This window comes from Arcanobacterium phocisimile (assembly GCF_016904675.1).
GTDB classification, from domain to species: Bacteria; Actinomycetota; Actinomycetes; order Actinomycetales; family Actinomycetaceae; genus Arcanobacterium; species Arcanobacterium phocisimile.
In genome coordinates this window covers 460,412-481,198 of record NZ_CP070228.1, presented here as the reverse complement: position 1 = coordinate 481,198, position 20,787 = coordinate 460,412, and the positions used below count along the sequence as shown (strand labels likewise).

The 20,787-nt window shown below is 50.9% G+C and carries 12 protein-coding genes; 5 read left to right on the top strand and 7 right to left on the bottom strand.

Annotated elements, in window-relative coordinates; translation table 11 throughout:
* The first annotated feature begins 75 nt into the window (after nt 1-75).
* On the top strand, nt 76-1,434 hold the full coding sequence (locus tag JTE88_RS02030) for a zinc-dependent metalloprotease (protein ID WP_204425051.1): 1,359 nt from the start codon (nt 76-78) through the stop codon (nt 1,432-1,434).
* A 79-nt stretch (nt 1,435-1,513) separates the two neighbouring features.
* Nucleotides 1,514-2,500, top strand: a complete 987-nt coding sequence (locus JTE88_RS02025; RefSeq protein ID WP_204425050.1) for a hypothetical protein — start codon at nt 1,514-1,516, stop codon at nt 2,498-2,500.
* Between the two features lie 10 nt (nt 2,501-2,510).
* On the opposite strand, the gene JTE88_RS02020 is transcribed toward JTE88_RS02025, so the two are convergent.
* Both JTE88_RS02020 and nudC read right to left on the bottom strand, forming a co-directional pair.
* A complete protein-coding gene (locus JTE88_RS02020; RefSeq protein ID WP_204425049.1) occupies nt 2,511-4,499 on the bottom strand; it encodes an ATP-dependent helicase in 1,989 nt (662 codons plus the stop codon).
* Between the two features lie 95 nt (nt 4,500-4,594).
* On the bottom strand, nt 4,595-5,530 hold the full coding sequence (gene nudC, locus JTE88_RS02015) for an NAD(+) diphosphatase (RefSeq protein WP_204425048.1): 936 nt from the start codon (nt 5,528-5,530) through the stop codon (nt 4,595-4,597).
* A gap of 59 nt (nt 5,531-5,589) precedes the next feature.
* On the opposite strand from nudC, the gene glgX reads away from it, so the two are divergent.
* Nucleotides 5,590-7,773, top strand: a complete 2,184-nt coding sequence (gene glgX, locus JTE88_RS02010; protein ID WP_239519538.1) for a glycogen debranching protein GlgX — start codon at nt 5,590-5,592, stop codon at nt 7,771-7,773.
* Between the two features lie 661 nt (nt 7,774-8,434).
* On the opposite strand, the gene JTE88_RS02005 is transcribed toward glgX, so the two are convergent.
* The 4 genes from JTE88_RS02005 to JTE88_RS01990 all read right to left on the bottom strand — a co-directional run bounded on the left by JTE88_RS02005 (nt 8,435) and on the right by JTE88_RS01990 (nt 13,148).
* A complete protein-coding gene (locus JTE88_RS02005) occupies nt 8,435-9,679 on the bottom strand; it encodes an MFS transporter (protein WP_204425047.1) in 1,245 nt (414 codons plus the stop codon).
* A gap of 140 nt (nt 9,680-9,819) precedes the next feature.
* Nucleotides 9,820-10,029, bottom strand: a complete 210-nt coding sequence (locus tag JTE88_RS02000) for a hypothetical protein (protein WP_204425045.1) — start codon at nt 10,027-10,029, stop codon at nt 9,820-9,822.
* Nucleotides 10,030-10,244: 215 nt separating this feature from the next.
* Entirely contained in the window at nt 10,245-11,375 is a 1,131-nt protein-coding gene (locus JTE88_RS01995; protein ID WP_204425043.1) for an MFS transporter, read from the bottom strand.
* Nucleotides 11,376-12,161: 786 nt separating this feature from the next.
* The gene (locus JTE88_RS01990; protein ID WP_239519579.1) at nt 12,162-13,148 is read right to left on the bottom strand and encodes a DNA glycosylase AlkZ-like family protein; all 987 of its coding nucleotides are present in this window, start codon (nt 13,146-13,148) and stop codon (nt 12,162-12,164) included.
* A gap of 597 nt (nt 13,149-13,745) precedes the next feature.
* Between JTE88_RS01990 and JTE88_RS01985 the strand changes: the two genes are divergently transcribed.
* Complete coding sequence (locus JTE88_RS01985) at nt 13,746-14,954, top strand: MFS transporter (RefSeq protein WP_204425039.1); 1,209 nt, start codon at nt 13,746-13,748, stop codon at nt 14,952-14,954.
* A gap of 42 nt (nt 14,955-14,996) precedes the next feature.
* A complete protein-coding gene (locus tag JTE88_RS01980; protein ID WP_204425037.1) occupies nt 14,997-15,209 on the top strand; it encodes a hypothetical protein in 213 nt (70 codons plus the stop codon).
* 375 nt (nt 15,210-15,584) lie between these two features.
* Here JTE88_RS01980 and JTE88_RS01975 read toward each other — a convergent pair whose 3' ends face one another.
* Nucleotides 15,585-20,780 carry a DUF4132 domain-containing protein gene (locus tag JTE88_RS01975; protein WP_204425036.1) on the bottom strand — a complete coding sequence of 1,732 codons (5,196 nt, stop codon included), beginning with the start codon at nt 20,778-20,780 and terminating at the stop codon, nt 15,585-15,587.
* Between the last annotated feature and the right edge of the window lie 7 nt (nt 20,781-20,787).

The window sequence follows — 20,787 nt, the reverse complement described above, 5'->3', positions numbered from 1 at the left end:
CGCGCACCTGACTATCTGCGTTGTGGGTAATGTCCTCTGCCAGTTAGGCTATAGACAGATATAAAGGAGAGCAGTATGCCCGAGCAGAACAATGAACAATGGGAAGAAATGTTGCGCGCCATCATGGGCGATTCCGCCGATGAGGTGATTCGTTCGATGAAAGAATCTGGACTCGATCCGTCGGCTATGGGGGCGGCGATGAGTCCAGAGCAGATGCGTGCGGTTACTTCCCAGTTGCAAGCTATGCTTGGTTCGCATGGGGAGGGTCCAGTTAATTGGAAAATCGCTGAAGAAGTAGCTCGCGATACGATTATCCGGACCAATATGGATAGTTTGTCGGCGGCGCAGGGCGACAAGATCCGCTCAGCACTTTCCGTTGCGTCACTGTGGCTAGATGCGGTGACCGACGTCGATCCCACAACTGGTCCGAATCTTGCGTGGACTCGTCTTGATTGGATTGCACATTCGCTTCCGACATTCAAGAAGCTTCTTGATCCGCTAGGTACTAACATTAACCGTGCTTTTGGTGATGTGATGCGTGAGCAGTTAGCGCAGTTGCCACCGGAGATGTCTGGCTTGATGTCAGATCCGGAAGCCTTGTTGGGCTCGATGATTTCGTCGTTCTTGGGGATGCAGTACGGTTCGGCTCTCGCTCAGCTCGCTTCGTCGTCGTTCGGCACTGCCGATATTGGTTTACCTCTCATGGAAGGATCTTCGGCGGCGTTGGTTAATTCCAATATCACTGAGTTCGCTGCCGAGCTGGAAGATTCTGAAGACGACGTGCGGATGTATATTGCGGTGCGTGAAGCTGCCGCGTCGCGGTTGTTCACCTCGATTCCCTGGTTGCGTTCGCGCATTATTGACACTGTTGCCGAGTATGCTCGTGGCATCGAAATTGATATGTCGTCGATTGAAGAGCAGGCGCGCGCTTTCGATTTTTCAAATCCGGAAGCTATGCAAGATATGGATTTCACGGGCGTATTCTCCATGGAACAGTCTGCTGCGCAAAAGGATGCGTTGGCTCGCCTCGAGCATCTGCTTTCGCTGATTGACGGCTGGGTTGCTGCGGTTTCGGCCCGTGCCGTGTTGGCGTATCTGCCCAGCGCAGCTGCTCTTCGTGAAATGTTTGCTCGCCGGAATGCCACTTCACATCCGGCCAAAGCGGTGTGGGGAAGCCAGCTTGGTGTGGAGCTTGCTCCGCGTCATTTGCGTTCTGCGTTGGCGTTCTGGGAGCGTGCCACTCGGGAGTTGGGCGACGCAGGTCGCGATCGTCTGTGGACCCACCCGGATTTGTTGCCAACTGCTGAGCAGTTAGCTGATCCGCAGTTGTTCTTCTCTCCAGAAGCGGCCGCCATTGAAGAAGAGCTCGATTCGTTCTTGTCTGAGTTGCTTGACGGTGAGGATAATACCGAATCTGGCTCAACGCCTGCCTAGTTTTTCCACAGCTGTGGATGCTTGCCACAGCTGACTGGGAGCTTTGTTTTAATCTAGTGCCACCGTAAGAGGAGGCAGTATGCAGATTAAGCCAGGTTTACCGGTTATTTGGCGTGAGACTGATCAGATCCAGATTGGGTTAGATCCGCGCAGTGGCGTGATTCTTGAGGGCTTGAGCGTCCCGGAACTACATTTTGTTGATTCGTTGAGCCAACCCCATACAGAGGTTGATGTGTCGCACCGGGCCCGAAAGTTTCATGTTTCGCCAGATCGAGCGCACACTATTGTGGCGATGTTGGAACGTAGCGGTGTGCTCACGAGTGAGAATGTTTTTGCTCCTGACGATGCTGCGCATGTGCGCTTACATAATTCTCTTCCGCACGCCCGACGCCGGGCACATGTGGTGTTTTCTCGCGGTGACTATCTGAGCACGGCGGCGGCGTTGATTTTGCGCGACGCCGGTGTGGGTACGTTATCGTGCCGGGACACTGCGATGGTTGGTTCCGCCGATCATCGGCTCTTAGCCGCCGAGTTTTCTGGCGTGCCGCGCTATTTAGCATTCCGTTCTTTCTTCGATACGGATGCTGGCAGTCCTGCGGTTGCTGACAGCCCTGCGGTTGCTGACAGCCCTGCAGCATCACGTACTCCGACGGCGGTGGTGGAAACTGGGCCGTATGCGCTCAATCCGGCGCATACGGCCCAGTGGCTAGCTGACGGCGTGCCGCTCGTTCATGCGTGGATTGAAGAGGTTGATGTGGTAGTTGGGCCGACGACGATTCCGCACGAAAGCGCGTGTGTCTCGTGCGTGTATTTGCATCGTCGTGATGCTGATCCGCTGTGGCCGCGGCTGGCAATGCAGACCTTTGGTAGGCCAGATATTCGTGCCGATATTTCGTCGATGGAAGTCGGAGCGGCGCTCATTGCACGCGAGGTGTTGGCGTTAATCGACGGCGAGCGGCCAGCGTTGCGGAACAAGCTCAGCGTGATCGGGCCACAACCTGCGCCCCCAGCCTTGTGCGACATATCAGTTCATCCGCAGTGCGGATGCCAAGACTTCGCGAACTGACCCGGCACACTCACCGTGCCGCAAACTGCTCGACAACACTCAACACCCCTTGCCCGAAATAGGACAGCTTCATCGCGCCAATGCCTTTGATTTGGCCGAGCTCTGCAAGGTTGCGGGGCTTAGCGATCGCAATGTCACGAAGCACCGAATCATGGAAAATCAGATACGGTTTGCGCTGTGCTTCGCGCGCCACCTCGGCACGCCACGCACTAAGCGCATCGAAGAGCTCTTGATCCTCTGCATGGTAGGTGGCGAAATCTTGCGCCTGCTCAGCTGATTTCTTGCGCGCCTGAGTTGCCCGCGACTGCAACTGCGGCCAAATCTCAGCGAGGAAACGCGAGCGTTGCCGATCAGCACGTCCGGTATTCGTACGCGCATACGATATCGCTAAATATTCTTTCGCACGAGTGATCCCCACATACAGCAAACGCCGTTCTTCTTCAATTCCGGCTTCGCCCTTCGCCAACGAGATCGGCATCAGCCCCTCGCTCATGCCAACCAAGAACACTGCCTTCCACTCCAAACCTTTCGAGGCGTGCAAGGACGCCAGCGTAACCGAATTAGTGGCTGGCTCGTTCATCATCTGCGAGCGTTCGGCCATCTCGGCAAGAAACTCTTCAACACTCGCGTCACGTTTGTCTTCCATGTCTGCCGCCAACTCACGCAAGGTATTGAGCGCATCCCAGCGTTCGCGAATCGCTCCGCGCCCCACCGGCGGCTCCGGCCGCCACCCTACCTGCTTCAACGCATCGGTAACGGCAGCTTCGAGCCCGTCATGTTGCGGGAGCCGGGCAACTGAGCGAATAGACACCATCGCTTCTTTGACGTCCTTACGCTGGAAGAAACGATCGGCGTCTTTAATCGACACCGGAATGCCGGCCTGGGCTAACGTCGTTTCTAACACTGCAGATTGCGCATTGGTACGATACAGAATCGCAATATCGGAATACTGTATTCCGCTTTCTACCAGCGTTAAAATCTTGCCCGCCACTTCGCTCGCTTCGTGCGCATCATCGCCGTACTCACTAAAACTTACTGGACGCCCGGACGGCAACATAGAGCTGAGGTGAACTGCGCCGTCGAGTTGGGATTGACCAATAACCGTATTGGCTAAATCCACCACTTGCGGGGTTGAACGATAGTCGCGATGGAGCCGCACAATCTGAGCTTGCGGAAAATGCCGAGAAAACTCAGAAAGATAGGTGGCACGTGCTCCTGCGAAGGAGTAAATCGTCTGCGCCACATCACCCACCACGCACAAATCTTTGCGATCACCCAGCCACAGTTGCAACAACCGGTATTGCATCGGGGAAACGTCCTGGAATTCGTCTACCACAAAATGCCGGTATTGATGGCGGATAATCTCAGCAATTTCCGGCTCTTCACGCATCATGCCAATCAGCAACAAGATGACGTCTTCAAAATCAATAACCCCGCGTTCGGCCTTTGCTTCCTCATAGCGAGAAATCAGATGGGCGATATCACGATAGGTAGTTCCCGCAATGAAATCTCGCTTGTATTCACGAGCGCGCTCCTCGTACTCTTCTGGCGGGCACAAGGTCACCTTGGACCATTCGATCTCGGCAGCAAAATCACGGATAGCAGGTTTGGAGGTATCGAGGCCAAGAGCTGCTACTGCTGCCGAAACTAACGGTATTTTCGATTCTTTGATCTCTGGCACGTGACCGCCAATAGCTTGGGGCCAAAAGTGGCGTAGCTGAGCTAACGCAGCAGAGTGGAAGGTTCGTGCATTTATCGGGGAGACACCCAGATCGCGCAACCGCGAACGCATCTCGGAGGCAGCCTTGGCAGTGAAGGTCACTGCCAAGATATTACGCGGATCGAAAGCGCCGGTACGCACAGCGTATGCGATGCGGTGGGTGATGGCACGAGTTTTACCGGTTCCAGCACCGGCAAGCACTGCCATAGGGCCGTAAATATGCTCAGCTACTGCACGCTGATCTGGATCGAGAAAATCAAGCAACCCATCAGTATCCATGCTACCGCTCCTCCCCTTACGTATCTTTTTCCGTCGTGTATTGATTGTAGTTGGCGCCTCCGACAACGTGCGCCGTCACAACCACAAGGTGTGGATTAACCCAATTTTCCACTCAACCAGTGTTCGATTAATGCGCGTCCAACCGATGCGTTCGACGGCAAGGTGAGCTCACCGTTGGCAACTCGTTCCCGCACCGAGTCACGGGTAGCGAAGAACGCTTCGGCGATTTCGTCGTCGTCGATCTTCACTGCAGTCTCGCGAGTGTAGCCGACGAAGGCGACCATCAAAGAACGCGGGAAAGGCCACGATTGCGAACCGAGATAACGCACGCGATCGACCTGCACTCCGGCCTCCTCACGGGTTTCGCGGCGCACGGCTTGTTCGAAGGACTCCCCCGGCTCTAAAAAACCGGCCAGCACAGATACGCGCCCCTGCAGCCAGCGGCTGTTGCGCGCCAACAGTAGCCGACCCTGCTCATCAACAATCGCCATGATCACCGCCGGATCCATGCGCGGAAACACAACATGCCCGGTTGCGCATTGACGTTTGCGCCCGAGTCGGTCACTCACGAGTGGCGTTCCACATTGTTCACAAAAACGCGCCTGGCGATGCCATGCGGTCAACGCCAACGCCGACCACACCAGTTGCATTTGCGCGGTAGGTAACTCCCCCACCACGTGGCGGATGTCCACAAACTCTAGACGCACGCGAGCCGCCTCCGCCCCACTTTTTTGCAAAATGTTCTCCCACGCACCGTAACCCTCATGATCTGGAGAGCGTTCACCGTCGTCGTACACGAAATAATCGTGAGCCGAATCGGAGGCAAGATAGATCAATTCCTCGGCTGGAAGAGCTGCGGTTTCCTCGCCATCAAACCAGGCTATTTCCCCGTTATTGAAAGCAATAGTCGCAGAGCGTACACACGCTATCTGCATTCTTTCTCGCACAGGCATAAGCGCACTATCAATAACGAACGCCCCGGTGTTATCGGGCACGTCTAACGGGTTATACGTATGAGTTAAGTCATCCACTTTTACAACCTTACTCTTAGCCTGCCCGAAAACTGCATAAATTTGCCACAATATAAGGCGTGACTATTTCAGATACGCCATATATTGACGCTCCCCTGGCTCAGCCCGCGCTTAACAATCCGCCCAAGCTCGGTGCACACCTCATTGCCGACGGGGTTGATATCGCTGTGGAAGCACCGCACGCCACGAACGTCTGGGCGTGCTTTGTGGATCCGGACAATAACCATGCCGAACATCGCGTAGCGTTACGCCGCGGTCTTTATGGCGTTTGGGCTGGTCACATTGCCGGTATTACGGCTGGAACTTTTTATGGTTTTCGGGTTGATGGTCGCTGGGATCCAGCCGCCGGTCACGTCTATAATCCGGCGAAGTTGCTACTCGATCCGTATGCGCGCGCGGTAGGACGCACCCCGATCATCGATCCACGGCTGTACGGCTATGTGATGGACGACGATCACACCGCTCACCTCGACCAGCGCGATCCGCGTGACTCGGTAGAAGTCGCTGGACTGGGCGTAATTATTGCTGACGAGCCAACCGCTTGTGCGCACCCCTACACGCCGTGGGATGAGACTGTGATTTATGAAGCTCACGTTGTGGGTTTGACCAAGACGCTGCCGGGCGTGCCAGAAGAACTACGCGGCACCTATGCGGGCTTAGGCCATCCGGCGACGATTACGCACCTAAAATCGTTGGGAATTAGCGCGATTGAGTTGTTGCCGATTCACGCCAAGCTCAGTGAACCGTTCCTGATTCATAAGGGTCTAGAAAATTATTGGGGCTATAACACGTTGAGTTTCTTTGCCCCTGAGCCGAGCTATGCGAGCGCTGCGGGTCGCGCAGCTGGCGCCCAAGGCGTGATTGATGAAGTGAAAAACATGGTGGCTGCGTTACATGCGGCTGGTATTGAGGTGTTGCTCGACGTCGTCTACAACCATTCGTGTGAAGCCGGTACTGACGGCGTGACGGTTTCGTGGCGAGGACTTGATTCGTCACTGTACTATCGCCATGATTCAACTAATCCAGGAGCATTAAAAGACACCACTGGGTGTGGGAATTCTTTCGATTTCCGCCGCACGTCTGTGATTCGGATGACGTTGGATTCGTTGCGTTACTGGGTTGAGGTTTTCGGCGTGGACGGGTTCCGGTTCGATTTGGCGGTGACTTTGGGGCGCGAGGGCGATAATTTCAACCCGAATCATCCGCTCTATAGTGCGATGGCAACCGATCCGGTGCTCAGTACCGTCAAGCTGATTAACGAACCGTGGGATGTGGGTTATGGCGGTTGGCGTACCGGCCAGTTCCCGGTGCCGACGGCGGATTGGAACGATCGGTTCCGCGATACGTTGCGTTCGTTTTGGCTCAGTGAGCCGGCAGCGATCGTGCACGGCGGGCACGGTAGCGATCTGCGTGATTTGGCCACTCGTATGGCAGGTTCTGCTGATTTGTTCGGCCACGGCCGACTCCCTGGTGGGCGTGGTGTGCATGCCTCAGTGAATTTTGTGACGGCACATGATGGTTTTTCGCTCAACGATTTGACCGCTTATTCGCATAAACATAATGACGCGAATTTGGAAGATAATCGCGACGGTAGCGATAATAATTTGTCGTGGAATCACGGAGTTGAAGGTAGCGCGTCGGAGGCTATTATGACGATGCGACGTAAATCGGCACGTAATTTGATGGCGTGTTTGATTTTGGCTGCCGGCACTCCGATGCTCACCGCCGGGGACGAAATCTTGAAAACCCAGCATGGCAACAATAATGCGTACTGCCAGAATTCGCCGTTATCGTGGCTGGATTGGGAGCTTGGCGAGCATGAAGAAAACATGTTGGCAACGACGTCGTTCTTGTTGCAGTTGCGCCGGGAACATGCGGTGTTCCGCCCGACCCAGTTCTTTACCGGCAGTCCGCGCGAGGGCGACGCGCTACGTGACATGGAATGGTTGGATGCTTCTGGCAACCAGATGCAGGACTACACGTGGTTTGATCCCCAGGCCCGGTTGGTGCAAATGCTGCGTTCGGGGCGTGGAATAAGTCGCGATGCGTTGGTGATTATTAACGGTCAGGCTCAGGCTGAACAGGTCACGCTTCCGTGGGGACGCGGTACTGATTTTGAGCTGATGTGGGCCAGCCAATGGGAGCGCCCACGCGAGCACACGGAGCATATTGCACCCGGTGGGCATCTGACCCTCGCACCGTTCTCGGTGGCGGTATTGCTTGGTGGAAGTGTGGAGAGCTAAACCGGGCATTGTTCGCACTTTGCTGCGTTGTTTCGTGTTTTTGGGCGCAAAAAGCGCCCAGCGGCACAATAACTGTATAGCACCCTATCGTGCCGATATCCGCCATTTTGAGTCCTCTAAACTCAGTCACAATAGCCGGTGACGCAGAACGCCTGAGTTAATGGCTCTTGGGATTTTAGCGGGGTGTTGTACGGTTCGCACTTAGAGTGCGATCAGCCTCATTCTTACCACGATCACTGCAGGCATTCAGGATTTATCGCCATCTAGAAGTAGAAACCGTGCAGGTTCGGTGATGAGGTTAGCGCATACCCATCTGTCGTGCTCAGATGTTGACGTATTTGGCTGCTTTGAGTGGTCATCATTGCTCTTTTGCTTAACCTAAGGGCAACTGTTTGGTGAGTAGGACATGATATGAAGGCTAGCGTCGCCCAATCCCGGCAATAGCGCAAACCTAGGAGTATATCGCCTCGGTTTGCGCTATTGCCGGGTTTTGCTTACACCTACCTATTCACCCACCGGCGACACACAACATCATCCCTTAACCCAGCTAAAATGCGAAGAGCCGAATTAATTTCATCTTTTGACACGTTTGGAGCAAGTGACAACTTCTCGTCTTGAGAAAATACAACACATACATCCTAGGATTTATTCTTCGGTTACCTCATCCAATGACGGAATTTGAAGGTTCTGCGGAAGACTCCGATGCTGAAATACGAGAATTCTTACGATCAAGAAATAGACCCATAGATATCCCGCCAAGCGCAAGAATAATTAGCAATAGCGCGCTTATAGAAATTACCGGGTGGAGAATCTGTGCTGGAAAAAGCGCATAAATAAAGTACGCAAATGGCGTAGTGCCGAAACTTATCATGTAATCCAGAGAAGAAACTCTGCCCATTTGGCTTGCTGGTATACGAGACTGTAGGGCCGATCCCCATAAAACTCCAGAGATTTCAAAACCGACACCGGTAACAAAAGAGCCGATAATTAAAATCCAAAAAGAGTCGGATAAAACGCATGCAAGTAATTGAGCAACTGACAGTGCTCCCCACGCCATACTTCCGCTGATTAGTTTAGTCGTTCGGATTCTTAATGAAAATAGGCTCCCGCACACATAACCGATAGCCACGCTTGACATCATGAAAGACCAGATCGACGGACCGAGTCTCTCAATAATATAGATAGGTTGAGAAACTTCAGCAGCTCCAGAGTGCACTGCCAAGAAAATACCCCAAAAAGGAATCGTGAAATAAAGCCAACTATTTCCTGACATGACTGAGCGAAAAGTTGTACGATCATTCCCCTCGTCTTTTTGTGCAATCACATTTTCTGTGATCTTTATACGCGCAACCAAACATGCTGAAACTGCATTCATGGCAACTACAGACCAAAGCAGAAAAACGGGTGACGTGTGTACTCCAATAGCTGCGGCAGCTCCTGGCGCCACGATACCAGCAACATTGCGAAAGGAGCGCACTAGCGCATTGCCATAAAGTATCTCTGACTTTTCAACAATCGATGGAAGCAACGCATACAAGGAAGGAGATCCTACAGCTACAACAAAACCTGAGAACAATAAGATTAGCTGAGCCTTCCATCCTAACCCCTCCCCAGGAAGCACAAGAGCTAAGCAAACATTGAGGATCATTCCGGCCACAATTGACGATACAGACGCCTTCACACGATCCCACTTATCCGCAATAACACCGCCAAGCAAGGTGACAAGTAGAATGGGTAAAGTGCGCGCAGCTAACGAGAGCCCCAGGCCAAATGTGTCTGAACTATTTGCACCATAAAGAACAAGTGAAAAGGTCAAAAAACGCTTGCAAAGGACGAAATGCCTTGCGCCCACGCCAAATACCAGAGATTTATACTGCTGGGGCACATGAGCCCCTTTATCGAACATTTACCCATACTAGCCTAAAATACTAATACTTCTCCCTTTTCAAGTCCATCCACACTGATGAACGTGGTGAGAGTTTAATGGATGGAAAACTCTGCCGTACGTTAATTATCTGATACGCCTTTGGCGGCTACACACTGGGATTAATAGTTGTCTGTCTCCTCTTTCGCAGCTTTGTCGAGAAAACTCATTCCCTCGCTGATTAGCCCGCACCGCAGGAGAGGTTCTCCGCCAAACCAATAGGCATTAAAAGGCCTATTGCGATGTAGTTCAACTATCTGTTCGGCCACTTCATTAAAGCCGATTGCAGCATTTCCCTTTACCGCACCCAAAGCGCTTTGAAAAATGTCCATACCAGCACGATTGCGACTTTCTCTCAAAAGAACCCGGCAGCTTGAAATCCGTGCATCTTGGATTTACCTAACGGCTATCTCCAGCGGAGTATCACTCACCCGAGGATGCCGCTATCAAGACACGTAGATTTAGAATCACAGAGGACACATGCCTACAAATCGCAACGATTGAAAGGACTAAGCAGCATCCCGATACTGAGTAGGATACTTCATTTTCAAATTTTCTCATTGCTATTTTTCATTACTCCTTTTCCCATCAAGAAAAAGAGTAATCCAAGAATAAAAATGGTCACTGCAGAAATAGCGACTGCCGAGAAGATACTGAGACTTCCCCACAACCAACCAAACACCATATTCATTGTAGTAGAGGAAATAAGCGTAACCGTTGAGAGAATCGAGAACATTCCGTTGCGATGCTCATCGGAGAACTTACCTTGCTGCAAAGCTCCCAGCGCAACACCCGAGATCCCGAATCCGCATTCAGCAATAAGGAAACCAACGATCTTGGCAACAGGCATCGCCACGACACACAACAGCCCAATCGAAATTAGTGTAATTCCAATAAAGAAAGTCGGACTGTAGGGAAATTTAGAAAGCAAGAATTTCGTACTATACGAACCCGCCAGAGCCGCCAGACTCATAAAGAAGAGCATGAATCCGTTTCGCCCTACATTATCGCTACCCAACGTCAAAATAGGTTGCCACGGCAACACGATCGCGACGGTAACAGCACCCAAAAGCACATTCGCTAAAACCAGCGGACGAATCTCGTCAGAGAACAGCCAGCGCACTATGAACTTTAGCCCCAGTTTTGTGCTTGCACTAGATGTAGATTCTGTTTCTTGAAAGAGGAAAAACGACAAACCCGCTAGGACAATGATGCCTACGCCCGCAACCATGATCAGCGTATTTGCATCAATCCTTGCAACAAACACCCATATCAACAACGCGCCAACTGCCGACATTACCCATCGCGCGTTCGAAGTCTGCCGTGCCAGTTTCTCGAACAACTCTTGCCGATCAAGCGTTTTCGAAGAAGAAAGAAGGATTGGGGCAAAAACACCTGATTGTAGAGCCATACCGGTTGTCCAAAGAATAAGTGATATAGCAATGTAAATTATGGACGACGAAAGGGAAAGGAATACCAGACTAAGACCCCACATCGCTAGCCCAGTCATCAGAAATCTTTTATGACCAAACCTATCAGCTAGATTCCCACTGGGTGCTTCGATCAGTATCGAAAAGAGCGTACTTAGCCCAAATAGAAATCCTAACTGGGCTGGCGAGACATCTTTTTGCAGGACTGCAACGACATATACTGCCCCAAATAAGAAATCGAAAAACATTAAGAGACCATATACGAACACAATTCGCCGAAGCGTCAATTGTGCGTCTCCCCTATTCCCTATTAACACCCTAGCCCCTAAAACTCACATTCCTAACTCTGCTGATATTACAAATATAAAACACATAACTAATCTCTATGAAGAGCCCGTTTAACCAAGAGCACCTATGGCCTTGGTTTCATAAAATGAAACATTACTCGTTTGTTCCTACCCAAGTGCGAGTGGCTGCACAGGCTGAAGAAAGTTTGGTCAAAATGCTAAGAACTGCACAGTACGGTTTACCATACGCAGGATACTTAACTATAGGGTGTAGCGTTCCAGTCGGCTTGTCATGTGGAACTAGGTGTTTCTTACCGTACGGCCCGGTATTGGTTAGCCCTATCTCACTAACTGGGACGAACGATACCTGAAGATGCAGATACTATTGCGGAAAACGCGAGGCTAGATAGGGAATTCTACGAGCTTCACAATACGAATTAGTTGTTAAAAACAGCTACGGTTTTCCGTCTTCGAACTCAACCTAAGAGCGTTCGGTACATGATTGCGTTCATTGATAGACACAACACTCCTTTCACATGGAGTATTCATCGGCAATGCTGTTAACCAACACTCGTAAAAGGAGGGTTGTCGCCTTCGAGCGGATATCGTCAAGCCAAGTATCGTAGTCCTTCAACTAAACAGGTTCGAGACAAACAACTCGCGGAAATGAATCGTTCTTTGTGCAGTGTTGTTAACTCACCAGCCGCTATCAGTGACGGCGATGTATTTTATAGCTCTATACTCTCATCAGGGATGATCTGTCCATAGTCGTAGAGTCCGCGCAACTTCATGTTCGACAAAGTGGGCGTCCATTGTCTCATCTATTTCAAGGTTCTCGATCTCAACGGTGCCGTTCGAAACTCTTGCAGCGACTCTTCCGATAATGTTTTCATTGTTCAGAAGCGGCATAGCAAAGTAGCCGAATTCGCGTTTATTCGCGGGCTTGTAAATTTCGAGTCGATAGTCTTTTCCGAAAAGTGCTAGCTGACGTGGGCGATGCCAAATTAACGAATCAAATGGCGAGAGAACCGAAATATGTGGACTTGACCAATCCAGTTCGTCAACTTTGTCAAGCAACTGTTCATCGATCAACCAGGTGTCGTTAAGTCCCTCAACATTCACCGGAACAAATCTGCTTTCATGGCAATAGTCAGCGATCTGTGGGTCTTTCGGGAATCGAAAGTAATCATAAACATCCTTGAGCCGCGCAACCCCAAGTGCATCTAAAGCAAGATCTACCGATTTTTGCAGGCTCTCATCAATACTTAGCTTCTCCTCAGAAGGCATATTAGCTTGTTCCGGGGTGCTGTATATCCTTTGCCAGCGTTCATCTCTGCTAACCACAGCCAATTCGCCAAAACTCAACAACCATTCACACGCGACTTTCACCTCACTACTGCGATTCCAGCCGTTGCCACGAGTTTTACCAAGCATTCCATGAGAAGCCGGCCCATCGATCGAAATCCGCTTCAAAACCTCAGCTGCAACTTTCGGGTCATACGGAACACCACTGAGACCATTTTTGCGGATACGATCACGGCGCCAGTGAAAAATCGACCATAGAGATTGCGGAAGAAGTGAATGTGCATGGCCCCAATTTTCAAACAATCCGGCCGCTGAAGTGTAAAGAGAATCTACTTCAGATTTATTCACCCCGCGGGAAAGAAGCACAATTTCTTGCGAACGGCGCACTGCCTGAATCGAATCTATTTGTACACAACCCAGTCGTTTCATCACAGATTCCAATGAATTAAGCGCCCCTAGCTGAGCCGGGGCTAACCCTTGCGCAAGCACAGCTACCTTTCGCGCAGTCCGTAGATCGATATCCTCCACCAGTCTTGACCTTTCCCTTCTCGATCACAGCGACATGCTCGCACGATTTATAGAAATTAGCCGTGCAATCTCGTAAACAATATCATCCATGTATTCAAAGACAGATTTGATTCCAGAGTTTGTGTCAGTGGAGCAAATCTGAGTCAAGTTTTTCTATCGCTAGTTCTGAACTCAACGAGCCCGACAACATCTTATGTCCAGATCCGCCCTGCCCGCTTAACTACAAGATGGAGGAATACATGTGGTTTAATAGTCTCAGGTCAGGCTCAGCAGCTCACACTTCCGTGGGGACGCGGTACTGATTTTGAGTTGATGTGGGCCAGCCAATGGGAACGCCCGCGCGACCACACGGAGCATATTGCACCCGGTGGGCATCTCACCCTTGCTCCGTTCTCGGTTGCAGTACTGCTCAGTTAACCACTAGAAAACAACTGAACCGATGAATAGAACGGCCCTTCGACAAACTTAACAATATCGACAGCAAGAGGAGCGCACGCGATGCATCCAGATTTTAATAAGCTGTGGTTCGCCCGTGCCTCGTCTGATGCTGGAGAGGCACTTGCAACTGGCGCACTGTCATTGGCAGCGGTCACGCTTCTTTCGGTATCTTCGCTTGAGCTTTCGCTACTTTCTGCGATCCCTGGCTTTATTAGCGCGTTCGTCATGATTGTTGCTGGACCGTGGCTTGAATTCAGAGCAAAACGGCCACTGATGATATGGATTGATATTTTGCGTGCAGGCATCCTCGCAACCATTCCTATCATGCTCGTTTTCCAATCGTTTTCTTACGTTCAGTTGCTAGTTGTTGCAGTTGTGCTCTCCACGCTCTCAAGTCTTTTCTTGCCAGCTTCAATGGCACATCTCAAGGATCTTATTCCTGCTGAACAGCGCGTGTCTGCCTTTAGTAAATTTGAATCAACTTTCTGGATCTTCACCACGTTTGGGCCAATGATCGGCGGATTCATCACTCAGCTTCTTGGCGTTGGCATCACCCTATTATCGCAAGTCATAGGCCTGCTGGGATCAGCTTTTGGACTGAGTAAGATTACTACCCCTGAAGGAAAACCTCCGGTCCATTCAAATGCGCCTTATAAACAGCAACTCGTCGAAGGCTTCGGCTATATCGCTTCAAAGCCTATACTGCTCACGCTTTTAGGAAATGCCACGTTATTTGCTGGGTTCCTTGCCTTCATCTACCCGTTGGAGATCTTGCTCCTGCTAGATTCTTGGAAACTATCCCCTATTGAATTTGGTATAGCTCTTACTGTTCCCGGCTTTGGCGGGATACTCGGCTCAACCTTTGCCGGACGAATCACCAACACATTGGGAGAACGCAATGTTCTTACCTATATTGGAATGCTGCGTTCGCTTCCTATCTTTGTTATTCCTTTCCTTCCTGGAACAACAATAGGCTTTACTATCTACGTGTGTGCGAATTTCTTCCTCATGTTTCTTGCTGCTCTCTTCCGTCCCGCATACGCTACCGTGCGGTTGACTGAAACTGACGATCACCTCATAGCGCGAGTTACTACCGTCTTTAGCCTTTGCTCGAGAATCTCTGGCCCCTTACTCACAATCGCCGGTGGCATCATCGGCCAGTACTGTGGAATCCACACTGGAATCTTCATCGGTGCTTGCGGTTTACTGATAGCAAGCACAATCCTGCCGTGGAACACATGGCAGGCGCCAACACCCCCGTCGTCGTAAAATCTTTTAGACAACGGTTACAAACCCGAACTAATATCCATCATGAAAAACAATCACCCTCACCCTAGTGTGATACGTTTCAACACCGAAGAAAACGCGGTCAGTACAGATAATCAGGAAGAGACTGTTGCAGACGATGTGGTTACTCAACTAACTCACCAGTTTGCCAACAATTACGAACAGGCACTGTGCGAACTTGCCCATCAAAATCCCCACCACGGATCAGAACAGCCAAGCAGCGAAAATATTCGGTAAACAGATGCTCTAGCCTTATCCATAGTCGCAGTATTGCTTGGCGGAAGTGTGGAGAGCTAAACCGAGCATTGTTCGCACTAAGCCGTGTTGCACTCTACTAGCGATTAACTAGTGCACACCATTAGCTTCACCATACAACGGGAAGAATAACGAGGTCGCCCAGCTCAGTATCTGTAGCACGTTCATCGAATACTATTATGAAAAGCGTCAACTCCAAGATTATGTTCCTATTGTTTGCGGGTGTAGCAGATGTTGAGCTTTCGGCTACTAGCCGAGGTGCCAGTAGTAGATCCCGCCGTTAATAGTTAGTAGCATACCGGCCGCGAAGGACACCCGTCGTTCGAACTGGTGGAGTCCTTCGCGGCCGGTTCTGTTTCAGCGCAGGTGCGACAAGATAGCGGGGTCTTTAATCTTCTTGTCGTTCGCCAGCATGAGAGCCTTGCTGACAATTTCGGCGGTCTTCGGGTCACTGTCCACGAAGGGAAGGAAGATGCGTCCGCGCTGCTGTGAATGGACGGGGAATACTGGTAGCATTCCTCTGCCGGCCACATGAATCACGCCGGAGCCTAAGTGCATGGAGTATTCATGCAACTGGCCTTTAATGGTGATGTGGGAGCCCTCAATCTGGTAGTTGCTAACTCCGAGCAGGCCCAGATTGTGTTCGAGGATGCGGGTGCGTAGTTCAATCGTGGTGTGATTGAGCTCAGGATCAACTCCGCCCACGTGAGCGACTGAGACTACTAGGTCAAGGTCACGCATGGTTTCGCTGAAAATGATGGGATCCAGCTCAGCCATGTTATAGGTTTTACCGGTCTTGTTGTCCAAGAAGACAACTTTTTCGAAGCTGGGTGCTTCCACGTCACCGGCGGTATACCAGTCAGCGTAGGAGTACAGTTCAATCCGCAGATCGCTATGGTGGTGGACTTTCTCGAAGCCTTCCTCGCCATTTAGCATCCAGCCGCGAGAGTTCAGTAAGCCTAGAGTCTGGTTGAGAGCAACCTGGTAGCCGGCGAAGCGTTGCGTGTATCCATCTTGTTTGCGTTCTTCCGCGGTCATGGTGTAGAGCTCGCGGAAGACCTGCTTGAAGGGCTGGATAATTTCACGTTCCAGTAGCAGGTTCTGCCAGGCCACCCAGTCATGTTCAGCCAGATCGACGGGATGAGCGACGCGGAGCTGTGCGTCCTCGGCCAGCTCTATCTCTGCCTTAATCCCCTCAAGTTTTCCGTTACGGAAGAACCCGACCTTTCCTTCATGGGTGAACAAAAGGTCACGCATGAGAGCTGAGACGACCGGGACTGTGTCCAGTTCAGTAAGCGCTGACGGAGTGAAGGTTTCCCGTGTGCACATGGCATCTTCGAGCATGGTGCGGGCCCGCCGGTACTGGGCTTTGAGCACGGCCTTAACCGTTTTGAGCTCTTTCACGTAAGCATTTTTGCTGATCTTGCCGGGCACGCTCTTGAGTTGCTTATCATCTTTTGAGACAATGATTTGCGGCTTCTCAGGCCTAGTCAGGTCAATATGGATGAAATAGTCGTCAACCTGATGCGGGCTGAAGAATTCCGCTTGGCTCTGCGATAGTTTCGCTTCCATGCTCCAGGTGAAACGGTTAATGGACATACCCACATTTCTGGCTAGGTTGTTCATCGCGATGGAAACTTTGAGGGCTTCCGATGCGCGCCGTTGGGAACCGAACTTCTTTGATTCAGCGAGGAAGGATTGGAGTTTCTGGTAGCGGTGCAAAAGATCCTTTTCGCGGTCTCGAGATTTGCCTTTGCCGAGGGGGATGAGGCCGTATGCCAGTACCATCTCCTGATTTCGTTTATCGGAGATCCGTGATTCAACTTCTTTGAATTTGAGTTTGCCGCGGACTGCGTCGGCGAAGTATTGGGCGCGCTTGTGTTTGCTGCCATCAGTAATGTACTTCGCGGCGTCGTAGAGTGCTTGGAAGTTCTTTTCTCCTAGCTCTTCGTAGCTTTCTCTAAACCAGTTCAGGTCCATTTGCCCGTTCTCAAAATCAGTAAAAGCGATGTCAGTGTAGCGGCGGACAATTAGTTTTTGCTGGTCGCTGAGACTGTCATTCAAATGAGTTTTGAAGAAGTAGGCGGCTTTAACTAGCCCCGGAATCTTCAGATAGTTTTCCGCGTATTCGATGAAACGCAGATTGTAAACGCAGGCCTCTAGCAGGCGCTGGTTATCAATCTGATACTGCTTTACGAGTTCGTTGAAACGTTCTTGGGTGAGGTCTTCTTCAGGCAAGGTTCGGGCAATAATCTTGGAGAACATTTCTTTTTTACCTTCATGCCCCCAAGAGTAGCCGCGCACGAAAGTCAGCTTGTCCATTTTGGAGAGGGTCTTCAAGAAGACTTCCGCGCCATAGAAAGCAAACACTCTAGAGATTGCTTCAGAATAAGGGGTGTCAGAGTCGGTGCGGGCAATCTCAAACTCCACCAAATAGGAAACCATCGCCCGGTAAACTTCTTTCTGCTTTTCCAGATAGGCGGGCTCATGGTATGTCGCGTTGGCACGATAATTGGTCGCCCGATTCACATTTGTGGAAACCTCAAATAGCAAGGTATTCAAATGGGAGTCATATTCAACGGAGGGGCGCCAATAGCTGCGGACAATCGGGTACGGCTCAGGGTCCAGCATCAGGGTATAAATCAAATCCAAGCCAATTAGACCTAAGTCTTCCAGCTTGAAGAGCACTTCAATCGCGAAGGTGTAATTGTGCTGTTTGGAAATCGAAACTAGGTTGAGGACTATTGCCAGCATTTGTTCCGGATTAGCCCACGTGGTTTGCGTATCGAAGGCCTGTATGGACACGTAGCGCTCGTAGTCGAAAAGGCTGACGGTATCTGGGTTGACTTCTTCAGGCATGTCATCTAGCGGAATCATCTCTCCTGCCTGGATGCGTTCTCTTTCTTTCGCAACCTGATATGCCAGTACTTGAGCGAAGAAATCTTGACAAGAATCGTTGACCTTTTTATGTTCACGGCGGGCCAGTTCCATATTCAAGGCAGCCCGCGCGTTAGCAACAACATGCTCACGATCAGTTTTGTTTACCTTAGCGGAAGCCCACTCACTAAACATGTTGGAGAGGTCCGGAAGATACTGATGCTTAATCGCCCAATCTGTAATCTCATCACGGTAACTTCGCCCGTAATCCTCATACTGAGTGACGGCCGTCAAATAGTGTCGCCAGAGTAGGCATTCCAAGTCGGAAAGTTGCGTGGTGAAGGGCAGGTAGTCTTCGTAAAACGTGTAACCATCGTAGGGCGTTGTTTCCCGATACTGGCTCACAACGTCAGTCATGTAAAAGAAGTCGTATCCGGCGCGAGCCTCATACTTAGCCCCATCATATCCGGTGCGGACCACAGTTTCCCCATGATGGGCGGCGAAGGCTTCCGCACAGTCATTCATGAACTTCGTTAACTTGTTGAGATCAGGGTTCAGGTAGGTATCTACCGCTTGCGGATCCCAGCTAAGGTCTGGGCGGGGAATCTCAGCAACCGGGGTGAAGAAAAGCTCTCGTTCCTCATGTGCGGGCTTTTCTTCGCCGAGGAGGACCGCCACCTGATCTTGTAGCGAGGTTTCAAACTCGATGCCGCGAATAAGCTCTTGCACTTGAGCGTACTGGGGCAGGTTTTTAACTACCTCATAGTTGTCGGTCAGGTTGCCAATAGCACCGTTACGCTTGTTCTTATTGCGGGTAGACAGTGCAGCATGGGCTACCTCAAGAATAGTTTCAGCGGGTGCTTCCTTGAGTAGCTGTGCCACGTTGTTACGAACCGTGGAGCTCTTTAATCTCAGCAGATCACCTACGGTAAGGAAGTCTTCATGGGTTAGCTCTAGCTTTGCGGCTTTGATGATGTCGAACGCGGTATCGCTAATACCGGTACCGATTGCGGCGACCACAGCCTTATGGACCGCCGGTACTTTCATCCGCGGAATCATCGCGCTGTGGTCGCCCCGAGAGGTCCAGTACCTAGGAAAGACCGCGTAGGCTTCCTCGTAAAAGTCTTCAACCTCGTCGACTAACGGAAGGACCACAGACCGGTAGTGCAGGTTCACATAGTAGGAACTGAAGGGGGCATCTCCTTCACCGTAGATGTTGTGGTACCGGGCAGAGGTCTTCACCTTAGCGAATAAAGGTAGGATTCCAGCCAAGAAGTCACGTTTTTCAGGGAGGGAACCGAAGCTAAGCTCGGGAATATTAGTTAGCAGAGCTGCCGCTAAATTTCTGGCTTTTTCTTGTCCAGCTTTGGTTTCTTCTGGAATCTGATTGATAGTTTGCATCAAAAGGGTCGGGACAGAGCCCGGTATGGTGAGTTTTGCTTGCCCAACGAAATGCAAAGCGGCAATTTGTTGATGCTGATCCCATGCTCCGAACCGTTCAACAATCACAGATAGGGCATCTTCAACGCTATGGCAGGCTTTCAAATACAGGCCCAGATAGAACTTCACATAGTTCTTTTCCAGTAAATACTCTTCAGCCTTTTCCTCTAACAAGCCCTCAAGCAGCCATTGGCCCACCAGCGGAATGGTTTTATCGGACAATCCATCGGTCAGGCCCCCAAAAGTCAGGAAAGCCCTTTTAACCGAAGAGAACCGGAGCAGATTCTCATCTTGAATAATCTGTAGGAAATATTTAAAAGTATCCACAGAACCAAAATCAATCACTTCAATAATACTCTGACGGAGGCCTTCAGACAGTTTCGCGGCCCGCAACAGCTTCTCAACTAGGGCAATAGCTCTGGGGTGCCCCGACATTATCAGGGCCCGAAGCAAAATGTTGGAGAGCTGGGAAACCCCCTCGGCCTCAAAAATACCCTTTTCGATCCGGTCCAAAAGACCTTCACTGTCACGTGAAACTGCATTATCAAGGCCCGACAAGTCCAGATTTGGTGCCAAAATAGCGGCCAAATACATTCCCGCCTGCTCAAACATCCAAGCGTTCTCAGTGATGGGGTCTTCTGGCGAGAAGAACAACTCGGTCAGGTTCAACCCCAGGTGCTGGTAGATACAGAAATGCTCCAAAATCCGATATCTCAACTCAATCTGCTGGTACGGAAAATCAGAATGGTAGGAGCGGCGCTGATAGGTGTTCAAGTGAGTTGCTAGTTCCGGTGCCAGCGCTAAGTAACGACAGTAGGCATCCCGGTAGTCATCATTTAATTGCTGGTACAGGAGGTCGAATGCAGGCAGGGCAAGCAATTCCTCAGGGGTGCGCGGGTTAGTGTCACGATACCGGCCCGCAATCATCATTCTCTCTTCTACGGAGTCATAATCTGAAAGATCAGAGACAGAATCTTCAACTTCTAGCAGAGCTTCTTCAACATCACCGTCAAAGGAGAGAATGAGCTCTTCAAGGTTCGTTGTTTGGGCTGTTGCAGGTGTTTTGCCGTAAATCAGTTGCTGCTGCGACTCCGGTAAACTGGCGCGCAGCTCACCCAGTGCGCACAGGTCACGCCATGCCTCTTTAAGAGAGTCGTTTTCTCCTAAGCCGACGCGGTTGAATAGATCCCGCACCCACTCAGGTTTAGTAGTGAAGTAGTTGTATTCGGTAGCCATGTTGCTC